Below are 17,552 nucleotides of genomic sequence, written 5' to 3'. Positions count from 1 at the left end.
CAAAAAAAATGAAATAAGATATAACCGCCATTCCCAAAATGAGTCTGCCAGATAAATATGCCTCCATTATCAAATCTATATCCAAAGGGCTGGGATTTGAATTTTGTGGTATAGCAAAAGCTAAATTTTTGGAAAAGGAAGCTCCATTATTGGAAAATTGGCTAAATAAAAACTATCATGGTCAGATGGCTTATATGGCTAATCACTTTGATAAGAGGCTGGATCCTACTTTGCTGGTAGATGGAGCAAAAACGGTAGTCAGCCTCATATATAATTATTACCCTATAGAAAAGCTGCCTTCTGGTCCTGAAGACCTCAAGCTGGCCAAATATGCCTATGGCAGAGATTACCATTTTGTAATAAAGGAAAAATTGAATGCTATGCTCAGCGTACTCCAGAAAGAGATCGGAGAGATAGGTGGTCGGGCATTTGTAGATTCTGCTCCCGTGATGGAGCGACAGTGGGCCCAGCGCAGCGGCATAGGATGGCTGGGCAAAAACAGCTTATTACTGAACCGGAGCATGGGATCATTTTTCTTTCTGGCAGAACTTATCATTGATCTGGAAGTCACACCGGACATCCCAAGCACCAAAGATTACTGTGGCAGCTGTACTAGGTGTGTGGATGCCTGCCCTACTGATGCCATCACAGAGGCGGGAGTAGTAGACGGATCGAAATGCATCTCCTATTTTACCATAGAATTAAAAGAAGAGTTACCATTATCAGCCAAAGGTAAATTTGAAAACTGGATGTTTGGCTGTGATATCTGCCAAGATGTCTGCCCTTGGAACAGATTCGCGAAACCAAATCGTGAACCCAAATTTTTGCCCCATCCGGATTTAAAGAATATGACAGTAAAGGATTGGGAAGAAATAACTGCTGAAACTTTCGGAAAAATATTTCAAAAATCGGCCGTAAAAAGGACAAAGTTACAGGGGCTGAAAAGAAATATTGATTTTTTAAAACCATGACTACTTTTATACCTGGAAAAAAATTAAAGGGGAGTGTATGATCCAAAAAAAAATAAACTTTTATGCTTCGGTATGCTCCATAATAACATCATAAGGTAGATTTAAATAAAAGCCTCCCTTTTGGGGAGGCTCTAAGAGTTATTTAAACAGACAGCTTTGTAAAGTATTTGTTGAGAACCGGTTCGTAAATTTTGGAGAAGTGGGTATAACACCAATCTTTAAACTCCTGAACTTCACCAGGAACCAATAAACTTATGCCTTTTCTCAGCTCTTTTTCGAAAAGCTTTTTGTCAAAACTCACCTTCAATAAAATGGTCTTAACGTATTCTATCATGGCTACTTAATTTGGTTTATATTAAATAATATTAAAAATTCATACTAGCTTTCCCTTATCCTTCGTGGAATAAAATATACTTCTTAATTTGCAGTTTATAAGAGTAAAGCCAATATATGAATACAACGAAATTTCTTTACCTATTAGTATCTTTTTTCTCCATTATCAATTTAAATGCCAAAGGTCAGGCAATAGGCATCGAATTGGGGCCAGATGAAATAGGGTTAAATGAAACATTCAGTATAAAAATAACAATTTCTGACGAAAAAATAAAATCATATGACCAATTTCCAGAAATAATTGGATTTCAAAAGCAAGGTATCTCCCAGTCTTCCTCCATGAACCTCATAAATGGCCAAATGACAAGTACAAACAGCGTGATCCAATACTATAAACCTACGCGAAAGGGTACCTTTACTTTAGAAAATTTTTCAATGACTGTAAATGGTCAGGTAACCAAATCACAAGGAAAAAGGATTACCGTAGGAGACAGCAGGGCACCGCAACGCAGAGTGGGAGATCCTTTTGACGATTTTTTTGGCCCTACCGAAGAAATTGAGTATGTGGAAATAGAAGATGATGCCTTCTTTGCCATGACTTTGGACAAAGAATCTGTGTATGTGGGTGAAGGATTTAATGTTTCTCTTGCTTTTTACATGTCAGAATCAAACCAGGCGCCCTTCAGTTTTCACGAGCCTGGAAGACAACTTGAAGAAATTATCCGTAAGATCAAACCAACCAATGCATGGGAGGAAAACTTCAATATCACCAATATCCAGCCTGAAAGGATAGAAATCAATGGCAAATATTGGACAAAATTTAAGGTATATGAGGCTTCATTTTTCCCATTTGCAGAAGGACATATTGACCTCCCCCAGGTAGGATGGGAGATGATCAAGTTCAGAGTGGCCAAAAACCCTACTTTCTTTGGCAGCAATAGACAGGAAGATTTTAAGACTTTCTATACCACAGGTAAGAGAATACAGGTAAAACCTTTACCGCCCCACCCATTAAGAAATGAAGTAAATGTGGGTGTATATAGATTAAATGAAAGTTTTGTCCGAAAAGATGCGGAAACAGGTGAAGGTATCACTTATACTTTCGGTATTACCGGAGAAGGAAATATTAATGCCATACAGGCACCGAGAAAATCAGATTTCCAAAAACTGAATGCTTATGACCCAAATGTAAAACAGCAGATCAACAGAGGTAGGGGCAAAATCACAGGCTCTAAAGATTTCAGTTATTTTATGACACTGCATGAGCCCGGGGAAATTCATATGAACAACCATCTCGAATGGATCTATTTTAACCCGGTCATGGAAAAATACGATACCTTAAGACCAGGTGCCACTTTGGCTATTTCCGGAGAAAGCAGAGTAAACCAAGCAATATCTTCTACTAGACTAGGCGGAATATACGACTTAATAGAAGTAGAGGACAATAAACTTTCAAACCAGCGATATAAGTATTATTTTTCCACCTTTATAAATATACTTCTCATCGCAGCTGTAATTTTACTGGCTGTACTGATCGCTAGGAAAAGATAGGTAATGGGTAATTCATTTGGTAGAATATTTAGAATAAGTACTTTCGGAGAATCACATGGAAAGGCATTGGGGGTAATTATAGACGGCTGTCCGGCTGGATTGCCCATAGAGGAAACGTTTATCCAGAATGAACTCCGTAGACGTAAGCCAGGCCAGTCCAAAATCACCACTCAAAGAAAAGAAGAGGACGAAGTAGAGATTCTTTCAGGTGTCTTTGATGGCTTATCTACCGGTACGCCTATATCCATGTTGATCAGAAATACCGATCAGAAAAGCAAAGACTATTCCCATATAGCGGAAAGTTACCGTCCCTCTCATGCAGACTATACTTATGCCCAAAAATACGGAAACAGAGATTACCGGGGAGGAGGTAGAAGTAGTGCCCGTGAAACAGCTGCTAGGGTGGCTGCTGGTGCTATAGCCAAACTTCTCCTTCTTCACCATAATATCTCGATTCAGGCCTATGTCAGCCAGGCGGGGGAAGTGTCGCTGTCCAAATCTTATCAGGAATTAGATTTATCCCTCACAGAATCTAATATAATAAGATGTCCCGATCAGGAGGTGGCAGAGCGGATGATAGCCCATATCGACCAGGTCCGTAAAGACCGGGACACTATAGGGGGGATCGTGAGCTGTGTAGCCAAGGGTGTACCTGCAGGACTCGGAGAGCCAGTATTTGACAGATTACACGCCGAACTGGGCAAGGCCATGCTGAGCATCAATGCCGTCAAAGGCTTTGAATATGGCAGTGGATTTAAAGGCATAGAAATGAGAGGTTCTCAGCATAATGATGCCTTCTATTTGGAAGGGGATAAAGTAAGGACCAAGACCAACTATTCGGGAGGTATTCAAGGAGGGATTTCAAATGGAGAGGACATCTACTTTAACGTAGCCTTCAAACCAGTAGCCACCATCATGCAGGATCAGGAATCCATAGATGAAAGCGGGAATCCTGTGACCGTATCTGGAAAAGGTCGCCATGATCCCTGTGTGGTACCTCGGGCAGTCCCGATAGTAGAAGCCATGGCAGCACTGGTATTGGCAGATTATCTTTTATTAAATAGATCGAGTAAGCTCTAGAACCTTTACCTTTTTAGAATAATACCTTATAAAATGTTAAAAAGAATACCCTTACATACTCAGATTATCATTGGGCTGGTTTTAGGCTTGATCTTCGGATTAGTAGTCATCAAGACGGCCATACCGGTCAGTTTTACAATAGATTATATCAAACCCATCGGAACCATTTTCATAAATGCTCTGAAAATGATAGCTGTACCTCTGGTATTGGCTTCATTGATCGTAGGTGTATCTAATCTGGGTGACATATCAAAACTCAGCCGTATAGGAGGTAAAACTATTCTAACCTATATGTGTACAACGGTATTGGCTGTAACGATAGGCTTGGTATTGGTAAATATATTCAAACCCGGTAGGGCCCTACCTGTAGAAACAAGAGAAAGCCTTATGGCGCTTTATGACGATACCGCAGGCTCCAAAGCGAGTGAAGCGGAAAGACTGCAACAGCAGAGCCCTCTTCAGCCTCTGGTAGACATCGTTCCTGAAAATATCTTCTTTGCCACTACAGATAATGCCAGCATGCTCCAGGTGGTATTTTTTGCAATAATAGTGGGAATTGCCTTACTGCAGATCCCAAAAGCAAAAGGTGCACCTGTCATAGCATTTTTTGATGGGCTGAATGATATCATCATTCAAATAGTGGGATATATCATGATGCTGGCACCCTATGGTGTATTTGCACTAATGGCTTCCCTTATCGTAGAAATAGCCGGAGATAATCCGGATTCTGCAGTAGCATTGTTGATGGCTTTATTGAAATACAGTTTGGTAGTACTCGGTGGCCTGTTTTTTTTAATTTTGGCGGTATATCCAGCTATTCTTAAAATGTTTACTAAGGTAAGTTATGTGGATTTTTTTAAGGCTATACGTCCGGCTCAGTTATTGGCATTTACTACCAGTTCGAGCTCTGCCACTCTGCCCGTGACTATGAAGCAGGTAGAGGAAGAAATAGGTGTATCAGAAGAAGTCAGCAGTTTTGTACTGCCTCTGGGCGCTACCATAAACATGGATGGCACTAGCCTTTATCAGGGGGTAGCAGCTGTATTTATAGCCCAGGCATTGGGAATGGACCTTACCATCACACAGCAATTGATGATTGTCCTTACAGCTACCCTAGCTTCCATAGGGTCTGCAGGTGTACCGGGAGCGGGTATCATTATGCTGATCATCGTATTAGAATCCATCAATGTCCCAGCTGCAGGCATCGCGCTGATCATAGCTCCAGACCGTATATTGGATATGTTTAGGACCATAGTGAATGTAACCGGAGACGCCACAGTATGTACAGTGGTGGCCAGTACAGAAAATGAACTTCCAGATGGCCTTATCAGAAGGTCCAATCCTTTGACACCTAATATCAGTGATAATGAAGTAGAAAATGAAATCCGCTAATCAACATGAATAAGGAACTATTAAATCTTCCAAACGCTTAGAATATCATAACACAATAAATATCTCAAACATGCTTCAAGCTCAGAAAAGACCGGTTCATATATATATGGAGGCCAACCCTAACCCAAACTCGCTTAAGTTTGTGGTGAATTTCATGTTGACCGATGATGGCATAAGTTTTGACTATCCAGACCAGGAAAGTACAGGCAATTCCCCATTGGCCCATGAGTTATTTAACTTTACGTCGGTGGACAGGGTTTTCATAGCGGCCAATTTTGTCACGGTTACTAAAAAGGAGGATGTGGAATGGGAAGAAGTCCGGGATGTAATACGAGAACATATCAAAAGCTATCTGGAAACGGGAAAATCTCCCATAAATGTAGCCTTTGAACAAGATCCTTTGTTTGATGAAAATGACAGTGAAATCGTAAAAAAAATAAAAGGCATTCTGGATGAATACATTAGACCGGCTGTGGAGCAAGATGGAGGGGCGATAGTTTTTCACAGTTTCCACGATGGAATTGTTAAAGTACTCCTTCAGGGATCATGCTCGGGCTGTCCTTCCAGTACAATCACCCTTAAGGCGGGCATTCAGAATCTTTTGACACGTATGCTGCCGGAAGTAAAGGAAGTAGAAGCCGAAGGGGTATAGAAAAATAAAATAATTTTAGGTTTAATGGCATAGCCATTAAACCTATGTGTTTTTGATTGCCTTTGGATATTTCACCATTCACCTATGTTTAAAAAAAACTGGGCCTGGGCCTTACTTGGATTAATAGCGATTATCATCAGGTATTTTGCCGATCAAAACCCTGAAAAAACAGAGGAGCTTTATTCCAGGACTTTTTTCCCTGTCATAAGAAATGTTATCGACATCACTATTTCCAGATTGCCATTCCCTACTGTATATATATTTGTTGTCGTCATCTTATCAGTTTTTGGATATTTTTTCTATAACCTTATACACAAGAAAGGATGGATCAATAAAATACTATTTAGTTTTCGCTCCCTGTTCAATTTTCTAGGGGGACTCATTTTCTTTTTTTTATTTCTATGGGGATATAACTATCAGCGGGTTCCTATTTTTGAACAGTTAATATTATCGCCCAGGCCATTGGGCCAGGACGAGATCATGCGGGAAATTGAATTAACATCCAATATACTCGTCCAATTAAGGCTTAACCTCACCCAGGATTCCACGGCCATTCAGGAAACCATAGCTTATCACGAACTTGAAAATATAGTAAGATCAAATATGACAGCCAATCTCTATCTGTTAGGTCTGAATTTCACAGGTCATCCCCGAACCAAACTGTTTTATCCTGAAGGTTTTATGACCAGGATGGGCATATTGGGCATCTATTTTCCATTCACAGGTGAAAGTTATATTGATGCGGCACTGCACCCCCTAGAGCGCCCCTTTACAGTGGCTCATGAAATGGCCCATAGCTATGGGGTCACAGACGAAGGAGAGGCCAATTTTATAGGCTGGGTAATCTGCTCCAACAGTGACGACCCCCTGCTACAGTACAGCGGACAGCTGAGGCTGCTCAGGTATCAACTGAGTGATCTATACAGGATCAACCCCAATCTTTACCGCCAGACTTTTTCCCGTCTAAACAAAGGGATAAAAAATGATCTATCTGCTATCTTAAAAAATAAAGAAGAGATTAAACCTATTTCCTCTGAACTGAGCAAACGGTCCAATGATTTATTCCTGAAAACCCAGGGGGTAAAAGCCGGTGTACAAAGTTACCAGCAGCTGCCCATGCTAGCCAATGCTTGGAGAAACAGATTAAAAGGGGAATAAGTAATACAATTTTGGTATTTTTATACACATTCTAATTTCTGAAATTCTCTTTTATGACAATTAATGCTGAAAACATACTTTTTATTAGTTCTATACTTTTGATAGGAAGTATTATAGCAAGCAAAACAGCCGGAAAGGCCGGAATTCCTATTCTTTTATTATTTCTGGGCATAGGTATGCTTTCAGGCTCTGATGGTATAGGTAAAATATATTTTGATGATCCCAACATAGCCCAGTTCTTTGGCATTACTGCCCTTACCTATATACTGTTTTCCGGCGGATTGGATACTAAATGGCAGAGCATAAAACCTGTCCTCGGAGCCGGGCTCACCCTATCTACTGTAGGTGTGTTATTGACTGCTGTTTCTGTAGGTGTGTTTGTGCATATGATCAGTACGTTTTCCCTTTTAGAGGGATTACTTCTGGGAGCCATCATTTCTTCTACTGATGCTGCCGCTGTATTTTCTATCCTACGGGCTAAAAGTATAGGACTTAAGGGCAACTTACGTCCGCTCTTAGAATTAGAATCAGGGAGTAATGATCCTATGGCCTATTTTCTTACCATAGGGCTCACCTCGCTTTTGGCCTTACCAGATTTTACACTCAGCGAACTGATACCGGTATTTTTCATTCAGATGATAGTAGGTGGAGCGGGAGGGTTTCTTCTTGGCAAGCTTATCGTTTGGGTAATCAATAAAATCAACCTGGAGTACGAAGGTTTATACCCAGTGCTTATGCTGGGCATGGTCGTACTGGTATATGCCCTTATTGATTTACTGGGAGGAAATGGGTTTCTGGGTGTCTATATCGCTGCCCTCACTATAGGCAACGGTAAGATGGTCCATAAAAAAAGTATGATTAAATTTTTTGACGGGGTGGCCTGGCTGATGCAGATCGTGATGTTTATCACCTTGGGGTTATTGGTCTACCCTACCGCGATATTGCCTGTAGTAGGATTGGGAGCACTTGTTTCAGCTTTTTTAATTTTTGTAGCCCGTCCTATAGGGGTATTTGTTTCTCTTGCTTTATTCAAATACAAAAATAGGGATAAACTGTTTGTCAGTTGGGTAGGGCTAAGGGGAGCAGTTCCTATAGTATTTGCTACCTTTCCGCTGATAGCAGGCGTAGAAAAATCTTCTTTAATTTTCAATGTGGTATTTTTTATTGTCCTCACTTCAGTAGCACTGCAGGCCACTACACTGCCCATAGTAGCCAGATGGCTTCATCTAGCGGTACCAGATGGGCTCAAGCGAAGATCACTTCTGGACTTAGAATTATCAGAAGATTTTAAAAATGCACTGGTAGAGGTGGAACTTCCAGAAAATTCTCTGGTAGATGGATTGAAAATATGGGAACTGGATTTCCCTAAAACTTCCCTGATTGTATTGATCAACAGGAATGAAAAGTTCATCACCCCCAATGGGCTAACAGAAGTGCATTCAGGTGATAAGCTACTGGTTATGATGAATATGGAATCAGAAGAGAAGCATATCAAAGAAGCTTTAAAGATATAATACTTTTTTACTCTCAAACTTTCAATATGTTTAGACACCATTTTTTTATGGTTTAAATATTAACCATATCGTAAGGTTCTAAAGCCCATTTATGGTCAGAATACCAAAGCACCATAGGGGTGGAAAATATCAGCCTCTTCTTTTTGTTAAGCCCCCTGGAATCAATGAAAATATTCTCCAGTTCCAAACCCGTGGCAAACCTATCTTTTAAAATATTAACATTTCTGGGGTCTGTAATAATGAAAGAAAAAACGGGATTCCCCGTTTCAGCTTTCGCATATACATCTTCCTTACAGGATGAACACCCATAGTCGGAGACAATGAAATATATGACATCTTTCCTTATGGTTTTATGAGTAAGTTCTTCAAAATAAGCCACTGCCCTGTCTGAAGATTCCTCTTCTCTATGGCAGCCTGACATAAGTAAGAGCACCAAACAGAAGTAGAGATGATTCATTTCGGCAAAAATGTTTTGAAGTATAATCTGTCTTCAGCGCTAAAATCCACATAAGCCACATTCAGACCATTTTCATTGACAAAACAGCGGTCTAGAAATGTGCCGTTTTCGCCACTGGATAGCTTATTTTCTGCAATTTTATTCAGTTTACTATCTAGAACGATCACTGTCATTTCCCTGGCATTGTGCAGGGGGTCACGAATAAACTCGGTACCATACTCGGGAATTTCTGCCAGACCTATACGGTAGTATAGATTTCTGAATCTATCATAAAGTACAGAACCATACATTGGCATATTGATCATGTACTCCAATGCTTTACTGTTTTCAGGATATGATTTCTTCACCCCAAATGGTCTTATTTCTTTGAAGCTGGATGCTTTTGCCTCAAAACTGCCCAGGTTCCCAAAATCCTGATCCAGCAGGTGCAGCTTTTCGTCCGCGGCAAAACTTACCAGATACCGGTCTTCATCGGCTATATAAGTGGCGTAATGTTCAGCATGTGCACTGCCCCAGGTTTTACCCCTCATCTTATCCGGAAAGGACAATAGCCGACGGACCTCCCCTGTCTCCATATCCACCGATACCAGCAGACAATCAGCATCGTAGTAATCGGGATCATAATGATTCCTATCCGGAGAGCCGGTGATAATCAATTTTTTTCCTGACTTATGGAATAATCTTTTATGATTAAAAACAGCCAGATAGGTTTCCCCTTTCCCGGATAGGGGCATCTGTGTTTTTGGGTCAAGCTGGATATCCTCCGGCAAAAAGCTGAATTCCCACAGCACATCCATCTGTCTGTTTACCAGAGACAGGCTATACTGGTACCGGTGGTTGAGAAAGATGGAATCCTCGTTTAGAATGTGGAAATCGTAGACCCTTTTGACGGCTTTTGGTCCTTCTGTGACATATACGATGGAATCCATCAGCAGGCCATCCTCTAGCCCGTAGAGCTTGATCTGATCCTTGCCCCGTACATGCATGGCCATTGCCTCCTTACCCTTCCAGTCCGGAACATATTGGATATAGTCTTCCGCCGGAGAGGTATAGCGGTCGATGCTGATTTCGTATCCCGTTACTTCCTTGAGGGTTCCTGCTTTTTCCTCTTGCTCTTGTCCACTACAGGCACCTAAGATTAAAAAACACACCATAGCGGCGGATGGGAAAGTCAAAATATTTCTCATAATTTCAAACTTACTAAAGTTAAATTTTCCTGGTCTGCCAAAAAATTCAGGCCCACCAGGAAAATAACATTATCAAAAGCGATCAGTCAGTGACGATCACAGTAGGCAAACAGGTTCCAGAATTACCCTCACAAGCACTAAAACTTCTCCAAGACATTGTAGTCAAATTATCAGATTCAGGATTTTTCGGGTTACTTTGCTCTACAGTGACAAAACCGCTTGACATTAACATGGCAGAAGCTCCCGCAACAGCCATTACCGATTTTGGAAATTTGAATTTTGTGTTTTTCATAATTTGTTTGTTAGTTGTTATTCAAAAAAAAAAAAAAAATAACTTTAAAAAACAAGATAACTATGAAATAAAATGGAAGAAACAGTAAAAAAACCTATTAGCTCAAATGAAATCCAGAGCATCTCTCCAAAGATCATCAAAAAAATTCTTAATTTAAACCATCCAAACGTCCTAAAAATACATCATTTATACTGGGATGATGCTGACCAACAATTCTTTTCAGAATCTGAATGCTGTAATCTCTTTTCCCTTAATGAACTCATATCAGAAAGCAAAATATCTCTTCCGATTGTAAATTCAATTATCCCAGAGGTGCTTCATGGCTTGGATTACCTTCATAAGCAAGGTCTTGTACATTCAGACCTCAAATTATCCAATATACTTGTACATAATGTAGACCAAAAACTGATTTTCAAAATAGGAGATCTTTTTACTGTTAAAAATGATCCTTCTCCATTTAAAACCAATGGAGGATACTATACACCTGAAATTACATCGCCTGAAGTATACCTATTCCACTCTATATCCTCCAAAGCCGATATATGGTCTTTGGGGGTTATGTTATACATCCTTTTCACAGGCCAGTATCCATTTGGAGAAAGAAGAAAAATCGCAATAAAGGACATCCAAGACAATATCAAAAATCATAAGATTATCGGGCCATCTCTAAACCATATATTATCTCCATATGATAATTTTATCAGTTTATGCCTTACATCAGACCAAGAGAAAAGGCCAAATGCCACCGATTTATTGGAAATGATAACAGAATGAATACGCAGACCACGCCATATAAGTGGTTCCTTATCGAATTGGTCTGCTGCCATATTTTAAAAAAATCTCCTCACAAATTTTTATTTATTCTCTATATTAGAATTAGTGATTCTTGCCCTAGCATTCCTGTTCCCTATCCAAACCCCAAAAATGACTACTGAAATCCCAATATAATGTCCCATTAGTAAGACTTCTCCATCCCATACCCCCCACAGAACCGCTACTATGGGTATCAGATAGGTTACCGAACTGGCAAAGACTGGTGTAGCGATTTTTACCAAAATATTAAATAAAATAAGTGCTATGGCTGTGCCCACTACACCCAAGATGGTAATATACCCAGCTGCCAAATAGCCCCCCTCCACATGCACAAGCTTAAATGAAAAGTCTGTAAATAGGAAAAGGTAAAGAGATGCTAGCGGAAGAACCATCAATAAGGATATGGCCGTAATTTCCACAGGCTTTAAGGCCACAAACCAATATTTGATGATATTTAAATTAATACCATAACAAAGTGTAGCTAACAATACCAAAAATGCATAGGCATTTATCTGGGCAAATGTCCCCAGCCCACCACCTTCTCTCACCGTGATCAGGATTCCCACCCCTATAAAGGCGATCAATAAACCAAAGGCATTTCTGCGGGTAATCCTGGATTTAAAAAAAACAGCTCCTACCATCACCACACAGAGTGGTGTCAATGCATTGAGCACGCCTGTAAGGGAACTGCTAAGCTGCGTCTGTGCCTTTGCAAAAAGAAATGCTGGAATAAAACTACCTACGAATCCAACAATAATTAAATTTCCTACCTGGCGCCGGTTAAGATTTTTCAATTTGGAGACAGATAATGGCACCAGTACTAACCCAGCCGAAACAATCCGGTATGCACCGACTTCCCCGGGGGAAAAAACAAGTAATCCCCTCTTGATCAAAATAAATGAACTACCCCAAATCAAGGCCAATAAAACAAGAAAGAGCCAACTCTTAAGGGCTCCTTCTTTCCGTATATCCTGGTTCAACTAGTGTAAGATTATATTTTATCTGAATCATTAAAACTGGAAATCAGCATATACCTCACCTACCTGATCCAATATAGTACATACTTCAGCATAGGATTCAGTGGTGACCATTTGTGTCCGATAAGCCTTAAAATTAGGCATACCGCGGAAATAATTTGTATAATGCCTCCTCATCTCCAAGATACCTAGTTTTTCTCCTTTCCATTCTACAGAGAAATCAAGGTGCTTTTTAGTTACCTTGATTCTCTCTTCGAGGTCCGGCGGAGGTAATAGTTCTCCGGTGGCAAAATAATGCTTGATTTCATTAAAAATCCAGGGATAGCCTATGGTAGCCCTCCCGATCATAATGCCATCTATACCGTATTTATTACGATATTCCAAAGCTTTCTCGGCAGAATCTATATCTCCGTTACCAAAAACAGGAATATTGATTCTCGGATTTTCTTTGATTTTAGCTAAGTAGCTCCAGTCTGCCGTGCCTTTATACATTTGCTTACGGGTACGGGCATGGATACTGATGGCCTGTATACCAATATCCTGGAGCCTTTCTACCACTTCATTGATCCTTATCGTATTCTCATCCCAGCCAAGCCTGGTCTTTACTGTCACAGGTATATTGACTGCTTTTACTATTTCAGCAGTCATCGAGACCATTTTATCTATATCCAGAAGAATCCCAGCTCCAGCACCTTTACAGGCAACCTTATTGACAGGGCAACCGTAGTTTATATCTAATATGTCTGGCCGGGCAGCCTCCACTATGGCAGCTGCCTCCCGCATAGATTCAATCTCATTACCAAATATCTGAATGCCTACAGGCCTTTCATAATCGAATATATCCAACTTTTGTACACTTTTGGCAGCATCCCTGATAAGTCCTTCCGAACTGATGAACTCTGTATACATGAGGTCAGCACCGTTGGCCTTACATACAGCTCTGAACGGTGGATCACTCACGTCCTCCATGGGTGCCAGCAAGAGCGGGAAGTCCCCTAATTCCAAGTTTCCTATTTTTACCACTACTGATTATATATTTTTGATGTAAATTTACCGCTAATTATGGAGATATACGAAACCCAAAGTGAATTTGGTAAAAAACAATATTGGCTATTGTCACTGGTATTATTGGTTCTTACCGTATTTGGTACACTTGCCATCCTTCAGAGTTTGTTCTTTTTCCTTGTTCCGATTTTGTTTAATATCCCTTTGGGAGATGTAGTTTATATCATTGGGGGAAATTATGATCACCCCAATGCACGTATGGCACTGCTATTTATCCAGGTGAGTGGACTTTCTTTTTGGTTGGGCGGATACCTATTCTTACGTTTTATAGACAAAGCTACACTCCGGATCAAACAACAAGTGGTCAACACTAAGTTCAATCTTGCGCTTTTAGTCATACCTCTTCTAGTCAGCTTTATTGTAATGAATTCAATAATTATCTATTGGAATGCCCAAATACAGTTTCCGGAATTCATGAGCGCTTTTGAAGAGTATGCTAAAAGAACAGAGGCCGAGGCCATGAGGTTGACCACCTATCTCACTGATTTTGAAAATTTTTATGAATATCTGGCCAGCATATTGGTCATAGGAATATTTGCCGGTATAGGTGAGGAATATCTCTTCAGAGGCATCTTACAGCCTAAGCTTCATCAATATACAGGAAATGCCCATTTGGGCATCTGGATAGCGGCTTTTATATTTTCGGCCATTCACGTACAGTTTTATGGTTTTTTTCCCCGTTTGTTATTAGGAGCTTTATTCGGATACTTATATCTTTATTCGGGCAGTTTGTTTTACCCTATGCTGGCCCATATGCTGAATAACTCACTAACAGTTACTTTGGTGTATTTGAACAAATTGGGGATAATGGAATTTAATATTGAGGAAGCGACATATGCAGACTGGTATATTATGCTCATCGGCTTCATAGTATTTCTTGTTAGTTTTAAATTATTCATAAATAATAGCCGCAAGCTACCCTCTGATGGCCAAATGGAAAAAAGTTTTTGAAGTAGGTTCACCGGTAAGGGCGGAGATAGTTAAAGGAGTCTTGGAGCAAAACGGGATTTTGGCACTTGTCATCGATAAAAAAGAGTCTGTATATCAGATACATGGCTACTATGAGGTGCTGGTACCTGAAGACCTTGTTTTGCGTGCGGTAAATATCATAAAGAATGAGATCACGTTTTAATATAAGTAACTACAGTAATTTAGCACAGCGAGTGATCACAGCCTTTATTGGCGCCACCGCCATTATAGCGGGATCTATTTACAGTGAATGGATATATTTCCTCATATTCGGTATTATACTGGCATTTTCTCAAATGGAATTTTACAAGCTTTCAGGTTTGGATGGAATGCTTCCCCTGAAAAGTTTTGGTACTTTTATTGGCCTTACGATCTTCTGCATGTCCTTTATGGTAGAGAAGCAGAATCTACCGGACAAGTATTACTTTCTCATCTTCCCGCTTGTATCAATGATATTTTTCATCAAATTATACAGGAAATCAGATAAAAAGCCATTTACGGGTATAGCCTACACCTTTTTGGGAATTTTTTATGTAGCTGTCCCTTTTTGCCTACTAAATGTAGCAGCATTTGCCGTAGATGATACTTTCCATTATGAAATAATTATAGGTTCTCTGCTTATACTATGGGCCAGTGATTCGGGGGCATATTTTGCAGGCACCAAGTTTGGCAAGACGAAGCTGTTTGAGAGAATATCTCCTAAAAAATCCTGGGAAGGCAGCTTGGGCGGTGCACTGGCTGCCTTTGTAATGGCAGTTATTCTCTCAAATTTTTTTATGGTTTTACAACAATGGCAATGGTTTTGCATCACAGGTATTATCATTATAGCAGGCACCTACGGTGACTTGATCGAGTCGCTTTTCAAGAGGAGTATTGCCATTAAAGATTCAGGTAACAGACTGCCTGGCCATGGTGGTTTCATGGACCGGTTTGACGGATTATTGCTTTCTGCCCCCTTTATAACTGCCTTTCTAAAAATCTTTTAGTATTCGCCTAATGATATCGAAAAAGTGCTTAATATTGTACAGTATTTTATAATTCACGAAACCAGAACCCAATATGGCTTACATTGAACCCGCTCCGATCAAGGATAGAGAAAATCCTCTGGAGTCAATGATGGAAAGGTTTAACATTGCAGCAGAAAAATTAGGACTATCTGACGAGGTCTATAATGTGCTGAAAAATCCCGCCAAACAAGTAATCGTCTCTCTGCCCATCACCATGGACAACGGAAAAATTCAGGTATTCGAAGGTATCCGAGTGATACATTCAAATATCCTTGGACCGGCTAAAGGCGGTATCCGTTTTGCACCAGATGTACATCTGGATGAAGTGAGGGCACTGGCTGCTTGGATGACCTGGAAATGTGCCGTAGTGGATATACCTTATGGTGGTGCCAAAGGTGGCGTTCGCTGTAACCCTAGAGAAATGTCTGCCGGGGAAATCGAAAGACTAATGAGGGCATATACACTATCGATGATCGATGTATTCGGTCCCGATAAGGATATACCGGCACCTGATATGGGTACTGGCCCAAGGGAAATGGCCTGGCTGATGGATGAATACTCCAAAGCACATGGCACGACAGTAAATGCGGTGGTGACTGGTAAACCATTGGTTCTCGGTGGATCCCTAGGAAGAACAGAAGCTACGGGTCGTGGTGTGATGGTTTCTGCCCTTGCAGCCATGGAAAAACTAAAAATAAACCCATTCCAGGCAACTTGTGCTGTCCAAGGTTTCGGAAACGTAGGATCTTGGGCATCTATCCTTTTGGAAGAAAGAGGTCTTAAGGTGGTAGCAGTGTCTGATATCTCAGGAGCATATCATAATATAAATGGCATCAATATACAAGAAGCCATAGCATACCGTGACAGTAATAAAGGCACTTTGGAAGGATTCAAGGGTGCTGATAAGCTAGATGATGCAATGGAACTTCTGGAACTGGATGTAGACGTACTGGTACCCGCAGCAGTAGAAGATGTAATCACCATCAAAAATGTAGATAAAATCAAAGCTAAGCTCATAGTGGAAGGTGCCAATGGACCTACTTCATTTAAAGCCGATAACATCATCAACGAAAAAGGTATAATGGCAGTACCGGATATCTTGGCCAATGCGGGTGGTGTAACCGTTTCTTATTTTGAATGGGTCCAGAACAGACTTGGTTATAAATGGACTGCTGAAAGGGTAAACAGAAGGTCTGATAGGATTATGAAAGAAGCTTTCAATACCGTTTATAAAGCTTCTATAAAATATGATGTACCTATGAGAATAGCTGCTTATATCGTAGCGATAGATAAAGTAGCTAAGACTTACACCTATCGTGGGGGATATTAACGGAATTTAACTATTCTTATAAAGGGATGTAAATCAACTCTTTGATTAGTAATCTTAGGGTAAAAAAAAATAAAAATTAATCAATTTTATTTTTTATGATTTACATCCCTATATTTTTGCAATATGACTATACATAAGGAAGGAAAGAAATTACTATTTTGGATGCTGATGATTTTGGCCGGTATGAACATAGCCTTACATCAGATTATCCCAGATCAGGAGACACTTTTAAATGTGATCCTCATAGCCAGTGTGATAATATTCCTACTGGTACTGCAGTTCTTCAGAAATCCTGTATTCAAATCCGGTGCGGATACCCAAATGGTATATGCCCCTGCTGATGGTAAAGTGGTAGTGATAGAAGAAGCCATGGAAGAAGAATACCTTCATGAAAAAAGGAAGCAGATTTCTATATTCATGTCTCCTATAAATGTTCATGTAAATAGGTCTCCTATATCCGGGACTGTTGAATATTTTAAATATCACCCTGGCAAATACCTAGTAGCATGGCACCCGAAATCTAGCTATGAAAACGAAAGGACTACTATGGTAGTAAGCCAAAAAAATGGGGTGAAATTATTGGTTCGACAAATCGCAGGAGCTGTAGCCAGAAGGATAAAATGGTACGTAAAAGAAGGTGATTCACTGGAGCAAGGTGGTGAATTCGGATTTATTAAATTTGGTTCTAGAGTAGATGTATTCCTTCCGCTAGATGCCGAGATTTTAGTGAATATAAATGATGTCACCAAGGGAGGCAGAACCGCAATAGCAAAATTAAAAAGCTAAAGAATAGAAAAAGCTCCA

The 17,552-nt window shown here is 40.2% G+C and carries 19 protein-coding genes; 14 read left to right on the top strand and 5 right to left on the bottom strand.

The window, feature by feature from the left end; genetic code table 11:
* Positions 1-38 precede the first annotated feature (38 nt).
* Positions 39-971, top strand: a complete 933-nt coding sequence (gene queG / locus EL17_RS13805) for a tRNA epoxyqueuosine(34) reductase QueG (RefSeq protein ID WP_035075122.1) — start codon at positions 39-41, stop codon at positions 969-971.
* Between the two features lie 142 nt (positions 972-1,113).
* Here queG and EL17_RS13800 read toward each other — a convergent pair whose 3' ends face one another.
* On the bottom strand, positions 1,114-1,305 hold the full coding sequence (locus EL17_RS13800; protein ID WP_035075120.1) for a hypothetical protein: 192 nt from the start codon (positions 1,303-1,305) through the stop codon (positions 1,114-1,116).
* Positions 1,306-1,421: 116 nt separating this feature from the next.
* Between EL17_RS13800 and EL17_RS13795 the strand changes: the two genes are divergently transcribed.
* The 6 genes from EL17_RS13795 (at position 1,422) to EL17_RS13770 (ending at position 8,651) form a co-directional block, all read left to right on the top strand.
* Entirely contained in the window at positions 1,422-2,855 is a 1,434-nt protein-coding gene (locus EL17_RS13795) for a BatD family protein (protein WP_035075118.1), read from the top strand.
* Between the two features lie 3 nt (positions 2,856-2,858).
* A complete protein-coding gene (gene aroC / locus EL17_RS13790; protein ID WP_035075116.1) occupies positions 2,859-3,935 on the top strand; it encodes a chorismate synthase in 1,077 nt (358 codons plus the stop codon).
* A gap of 33 nt (positions 3,936-3,968) precedes the next feature.
* On the top strand, positions 3,969-5,327 hold the full coding sequence (locus tag EL17_RS13785) for a dicarboxylate/amino acid:cation symporter (protein ID WP_035075114.1): 1,359 nt from the start codon (positions 3,969-3,971) through the stop codon (positions 5,325-5,327).
* A 70-nt stretch (positions 5,328-5,397) separates the two neighbouring features.
* Entirely contained in the window at positions 5,398-5,979 is a 582-nt protein-coding gene (locus EL17_RS13780) for a NifU family protein (protein WP_035075112.1), read from the top strand.
* An 84-nt stretch (positions 5,980-6,063) separates the two neighbouring features.
* Complete coding sequence (locus EL17_RS13775; RefSeq protein ID WP_035075109.1) at positions 6,064-7,137, top strand: DUF3810 domain-containing protein; 1,074 nt, start codon at positions 6,064-6,066, stop codon at positions 7,135-7,137.
* Between the two features lie 53 nt (positions 7,138-7,190).
* On the top strand, positions 7,191-8,651 hold the full coding sequence (locus EL17_RS13770) for a potassium/proton antiporter (protein ID WP_035075108.1): 1,461 nt from the start codon (positions 7,191-7,193) through the stop codon (positions 8,649-8,651).
* Positions 8,652-8,703: 52 nt separating this feature from the next.
* Here the strand turns inward: EL17_RS13770 and EL17_RS13765 are convergent, their stop codons facing one another.
* Together EL17_RS13765 and EL17_RS13760 are read right to left on the bottom strand one after the other, a co-directional pair.
* On the bottom strand, positions 8,704-9,108 hold the full coding sequence (locus EL17_RS13765; protein WP_035075105.1) for a hypothetical protein: 405 nt from the start codon (positions 9,106-9,108) through the stop codon (positions 8,704-8,706).
* Positions 9,105-10,295 (bottom strand): DUF4221 family protein, encoded by a 1,191-nt coding sequence (locus tag EL17_RS13760; RefSeq protein ID WP_035075103.1) that lies wholly within the window; start codon positions 10,293-10,295, stop codon positions 9,105-9,107. The genes EL17_RS13765 and EL17_RS13760 overlap by 4 nt, the downstream gene beginning before the upstream one ends.
* A gap of 89 nt (positions 10,296-10,384) precedes the next feature.
* Between EL17_RS13760 and EL17_RS13755 the strand changes: the two genes are divergently transcribed.
* Entirely contained in the window at positions 10,385-10,675 is a 291-nt protein-coding gene (locus EL17_RS13755) for a hypothetical protein (RefSeq protein WP_035075100.1), read from the top strand.
* Complete coding sequence (locus EL17_RS13750; RefSeq protein ID WP_035075098.1) at positions 10,660-11,361, top strand: protein kinase domain-containing protein; 702 nt, start codon at positions 10,660-10,662, stop codon at positions 11,359-11,361. The genes EL17_RS13755 and EL17_RS13750 overlap by 16 nt, the downstream gene beginning before the upstream one ends.
* A gap of 80 nt (positions 11,362-11,441) precedes the next feature.
* On the opposite strand, the gene EL17_RS13745 is transcribed toward EL17_RS13750, so the two are convergent.
* Positions 11,442-12,380, bottom strand: a complete 939-nt coding sequence (locus EL17_RS13745) for a DMT family transporter (protein ID WP_035075096.1) — start codon at positions 12,378-12,380, stop codon at positions 11,442-11,444.
* Positions 12,381-12,410: 30 nt separating this feature from the next.
* Positions 12,411-13,400, bottom strand: a complete 990-nt coding sequence (gene dusB, locus EL17_RS13740) for a tRNA dihydrouridine synthase DusB (RefSeq protein ID WP_035075085.1) — start codon at positions 13,398-13,400, stop codon at positions 12,411-12,413.
* Positions 13,401-13,439: 39 nt separating this feature from the next.
* Here dusB and EL17_RS13735 point away from each other — a divergent pair, with 39 nt between their 5' ends.
* From EL17_RS13735 to EL17_RS13715, 5 genes are all read left to right on the top strand, one after another.
* Positions 13,440-14,393 carry a CPBP family intramembrane glutamic endopeptidase gene (locus tag EL17_RS13735; protein WP_035075084.1) on the top strand — a complete coding sequence of 318 codons (954 nt, stop codon included), beginning with the start codon at positions 13,440-13,442 and terminating at the stop codon, positions 14,391-14,393.
* Positions 14,368-14,574 (top strand): putative signal transducing protein, encoded by a 207-nt coding sequence (locus tag EL17_RS13730; RefSeq protein WP_035075083.1) that lies wholly within the window; start codon positions 14,368-14,370, stop codon positions 14,572-14,574. The genes EL17_RS13735 and EL17_RS13730 overlap by 26 nt, the downstream gene beginning before the upstream one ends.
* On the top strand, positions 14,558-15,397 hold the full coding sequence (locus tag EL17_RS13725; RefSeq protein WP_035075082.1) for a phosphatidate cytidylyltransferase: 840 nt from the start codon (positions 14,558-14,560) through the stop codon (positions 15,395-15,397). Before EL17_RS13730 ends, EL17_RS13725 begins: the two co-directional genes overlap by 17 nt.
* Before the next feature lie 73 nt (positions 15,398-15,470).
* Entirely contained in the window at positions 15,471-16,748 is a 1,278-nt protein-coding gene (locus EL17_RS13720; protein WP_035075077.1) for a Glu/Leu/Phe/Val family dehydrogenase, read from the top strand.
* A 123-nt stretch (positions 16,749-16,871) separates the two neighbouring features.
* Positions 16,872-17,534, top strand: coding sequence for a phosphatidylserine decarboxylase family protein (locus EL17_RS13715; RefSeq protein ID WP_035075075.1), 663 nt, complete (start codon positions 16,872-16,874; stop codon positions 17,532-17,534).
* Positions 17,535-17,552: the final 18 nt, after the last annotated feature.

The organism is Anditalea andensis (genome assembly GCF_000714815.1).
GTDB classification, from domain to species: Bacteria; Bacteroidota; Bacteroidia; order Cytophagales; family Cyclobacteriaceae; genus Anditalea; species Anditalea andensis.
The sequence above is the reverse complement of the archived record's forward strand: the minus strand, read 5'-3'. Positions and strand labels throughout refer to the sequence as shown.

Coding starts and splice junctions, on each gene's coding strand:
- queG (WP_035075122.1), top strand. CDS start 39: ATGAGTCTGCCAGATAAATATGCCTCCATTATCAAATCTATATCCAAA.
- EL17_RS13800 (WP_035075120.1), bottom strand. CDS start 1,305: ATGATAGAATACGTTAAGACCATTTTATTGAAGGTGAGTTTTGACAAA.
- EL17_RS13795 (WP_035075118.1), top strand. CDS start 1,422: ATGAATACAACGAAATTTCTTTACCTATTAGTATCTTTTTTCTCCATT.
- aroC (WP_035075116.1), top strand. CDS start 2,859: ATGGGTAATTCATTTGGTAGAATATTTAGAATAAGTACTTTCGGAGAA.
- EL17_RS13785 (WP_035075114.1), top strand. CDS start 3,969: ATGTTAAAAAGAATACCCTTACATACTCAGATTATCATTGGGCTGGTT.
- EL17_RS13780 (WP_035075112.1), top strand. CDS start 5,398: ATGCTTCAAGCTCAGAAAAGACCGGTTCATATATATATGGAGGCCAAC.
- EL17_RS13775 (WP_035075109.1), top strand. CDS start 6,064: ATGTTTAAAAAAAACTGGGCCTGGGCCTTACTTGGATTAATAGCGATT.
- EL17_RS13770 (WP_035075108.1), top strand. CDS start 7,191: ATGACAATTAATGCTGAAAACATACTTTTTATTAGTTCTATACTTTTG.
- EL17_RS13765 (WP_035075105.1), bottom strand. CDS start 9,108: ATGAATCATCTCTACTTCTGTTTGGTGCTCTTACTTATGTCAGGCTGC.
- EL17_RS13760 (WP_035075103.1), bottom strand. CDS start 10,295: ATGAGAAATATTTTGACTTTCCCATCCGCCGCTATGGTGTGTTTTTTA.
- EL17_RS13750 (WP_035075098.1), top strand. CDS start 10,660: ATGGAAGAAACAGTAAAAAAACCTATTAGCTCAAATGAAATCCAGAGC.
- EL17_RS13735 (WP_035075084.1), top strand. CDS start 13,440: ATGGAGATATACGAAACCCAAAGTGAATTTGGTAAAAAACAATATTGG.
- EL17_RS13730 (WP_035075083.1), top strand. CDS start 14,368: ATGGCCAAATGGAAAAAAGTTTTTGAAGTAGGTTCACCGGTAAGGGCG.
- EL17_RS13725 (WP_035075082.1), top strand. CDS start 14,558: ATGAGATCACGTTTTAATATAAGTAACTACAGTAATTTAGCACAGCGA.
- EL17_RS13720 (WP_035075077.1), top strand. CDS start 15,471: ATGGCTTACATTGAACCCGCTCCGATCAAGGATAGAGAAAATCCTCTG.
- EL17_RS13715 (WP_035075075.1), top strand. CDS start 16,872: ATGACTATACATAAGGAAGGAAAGAAATTACTATTTTGGATGCTGATG.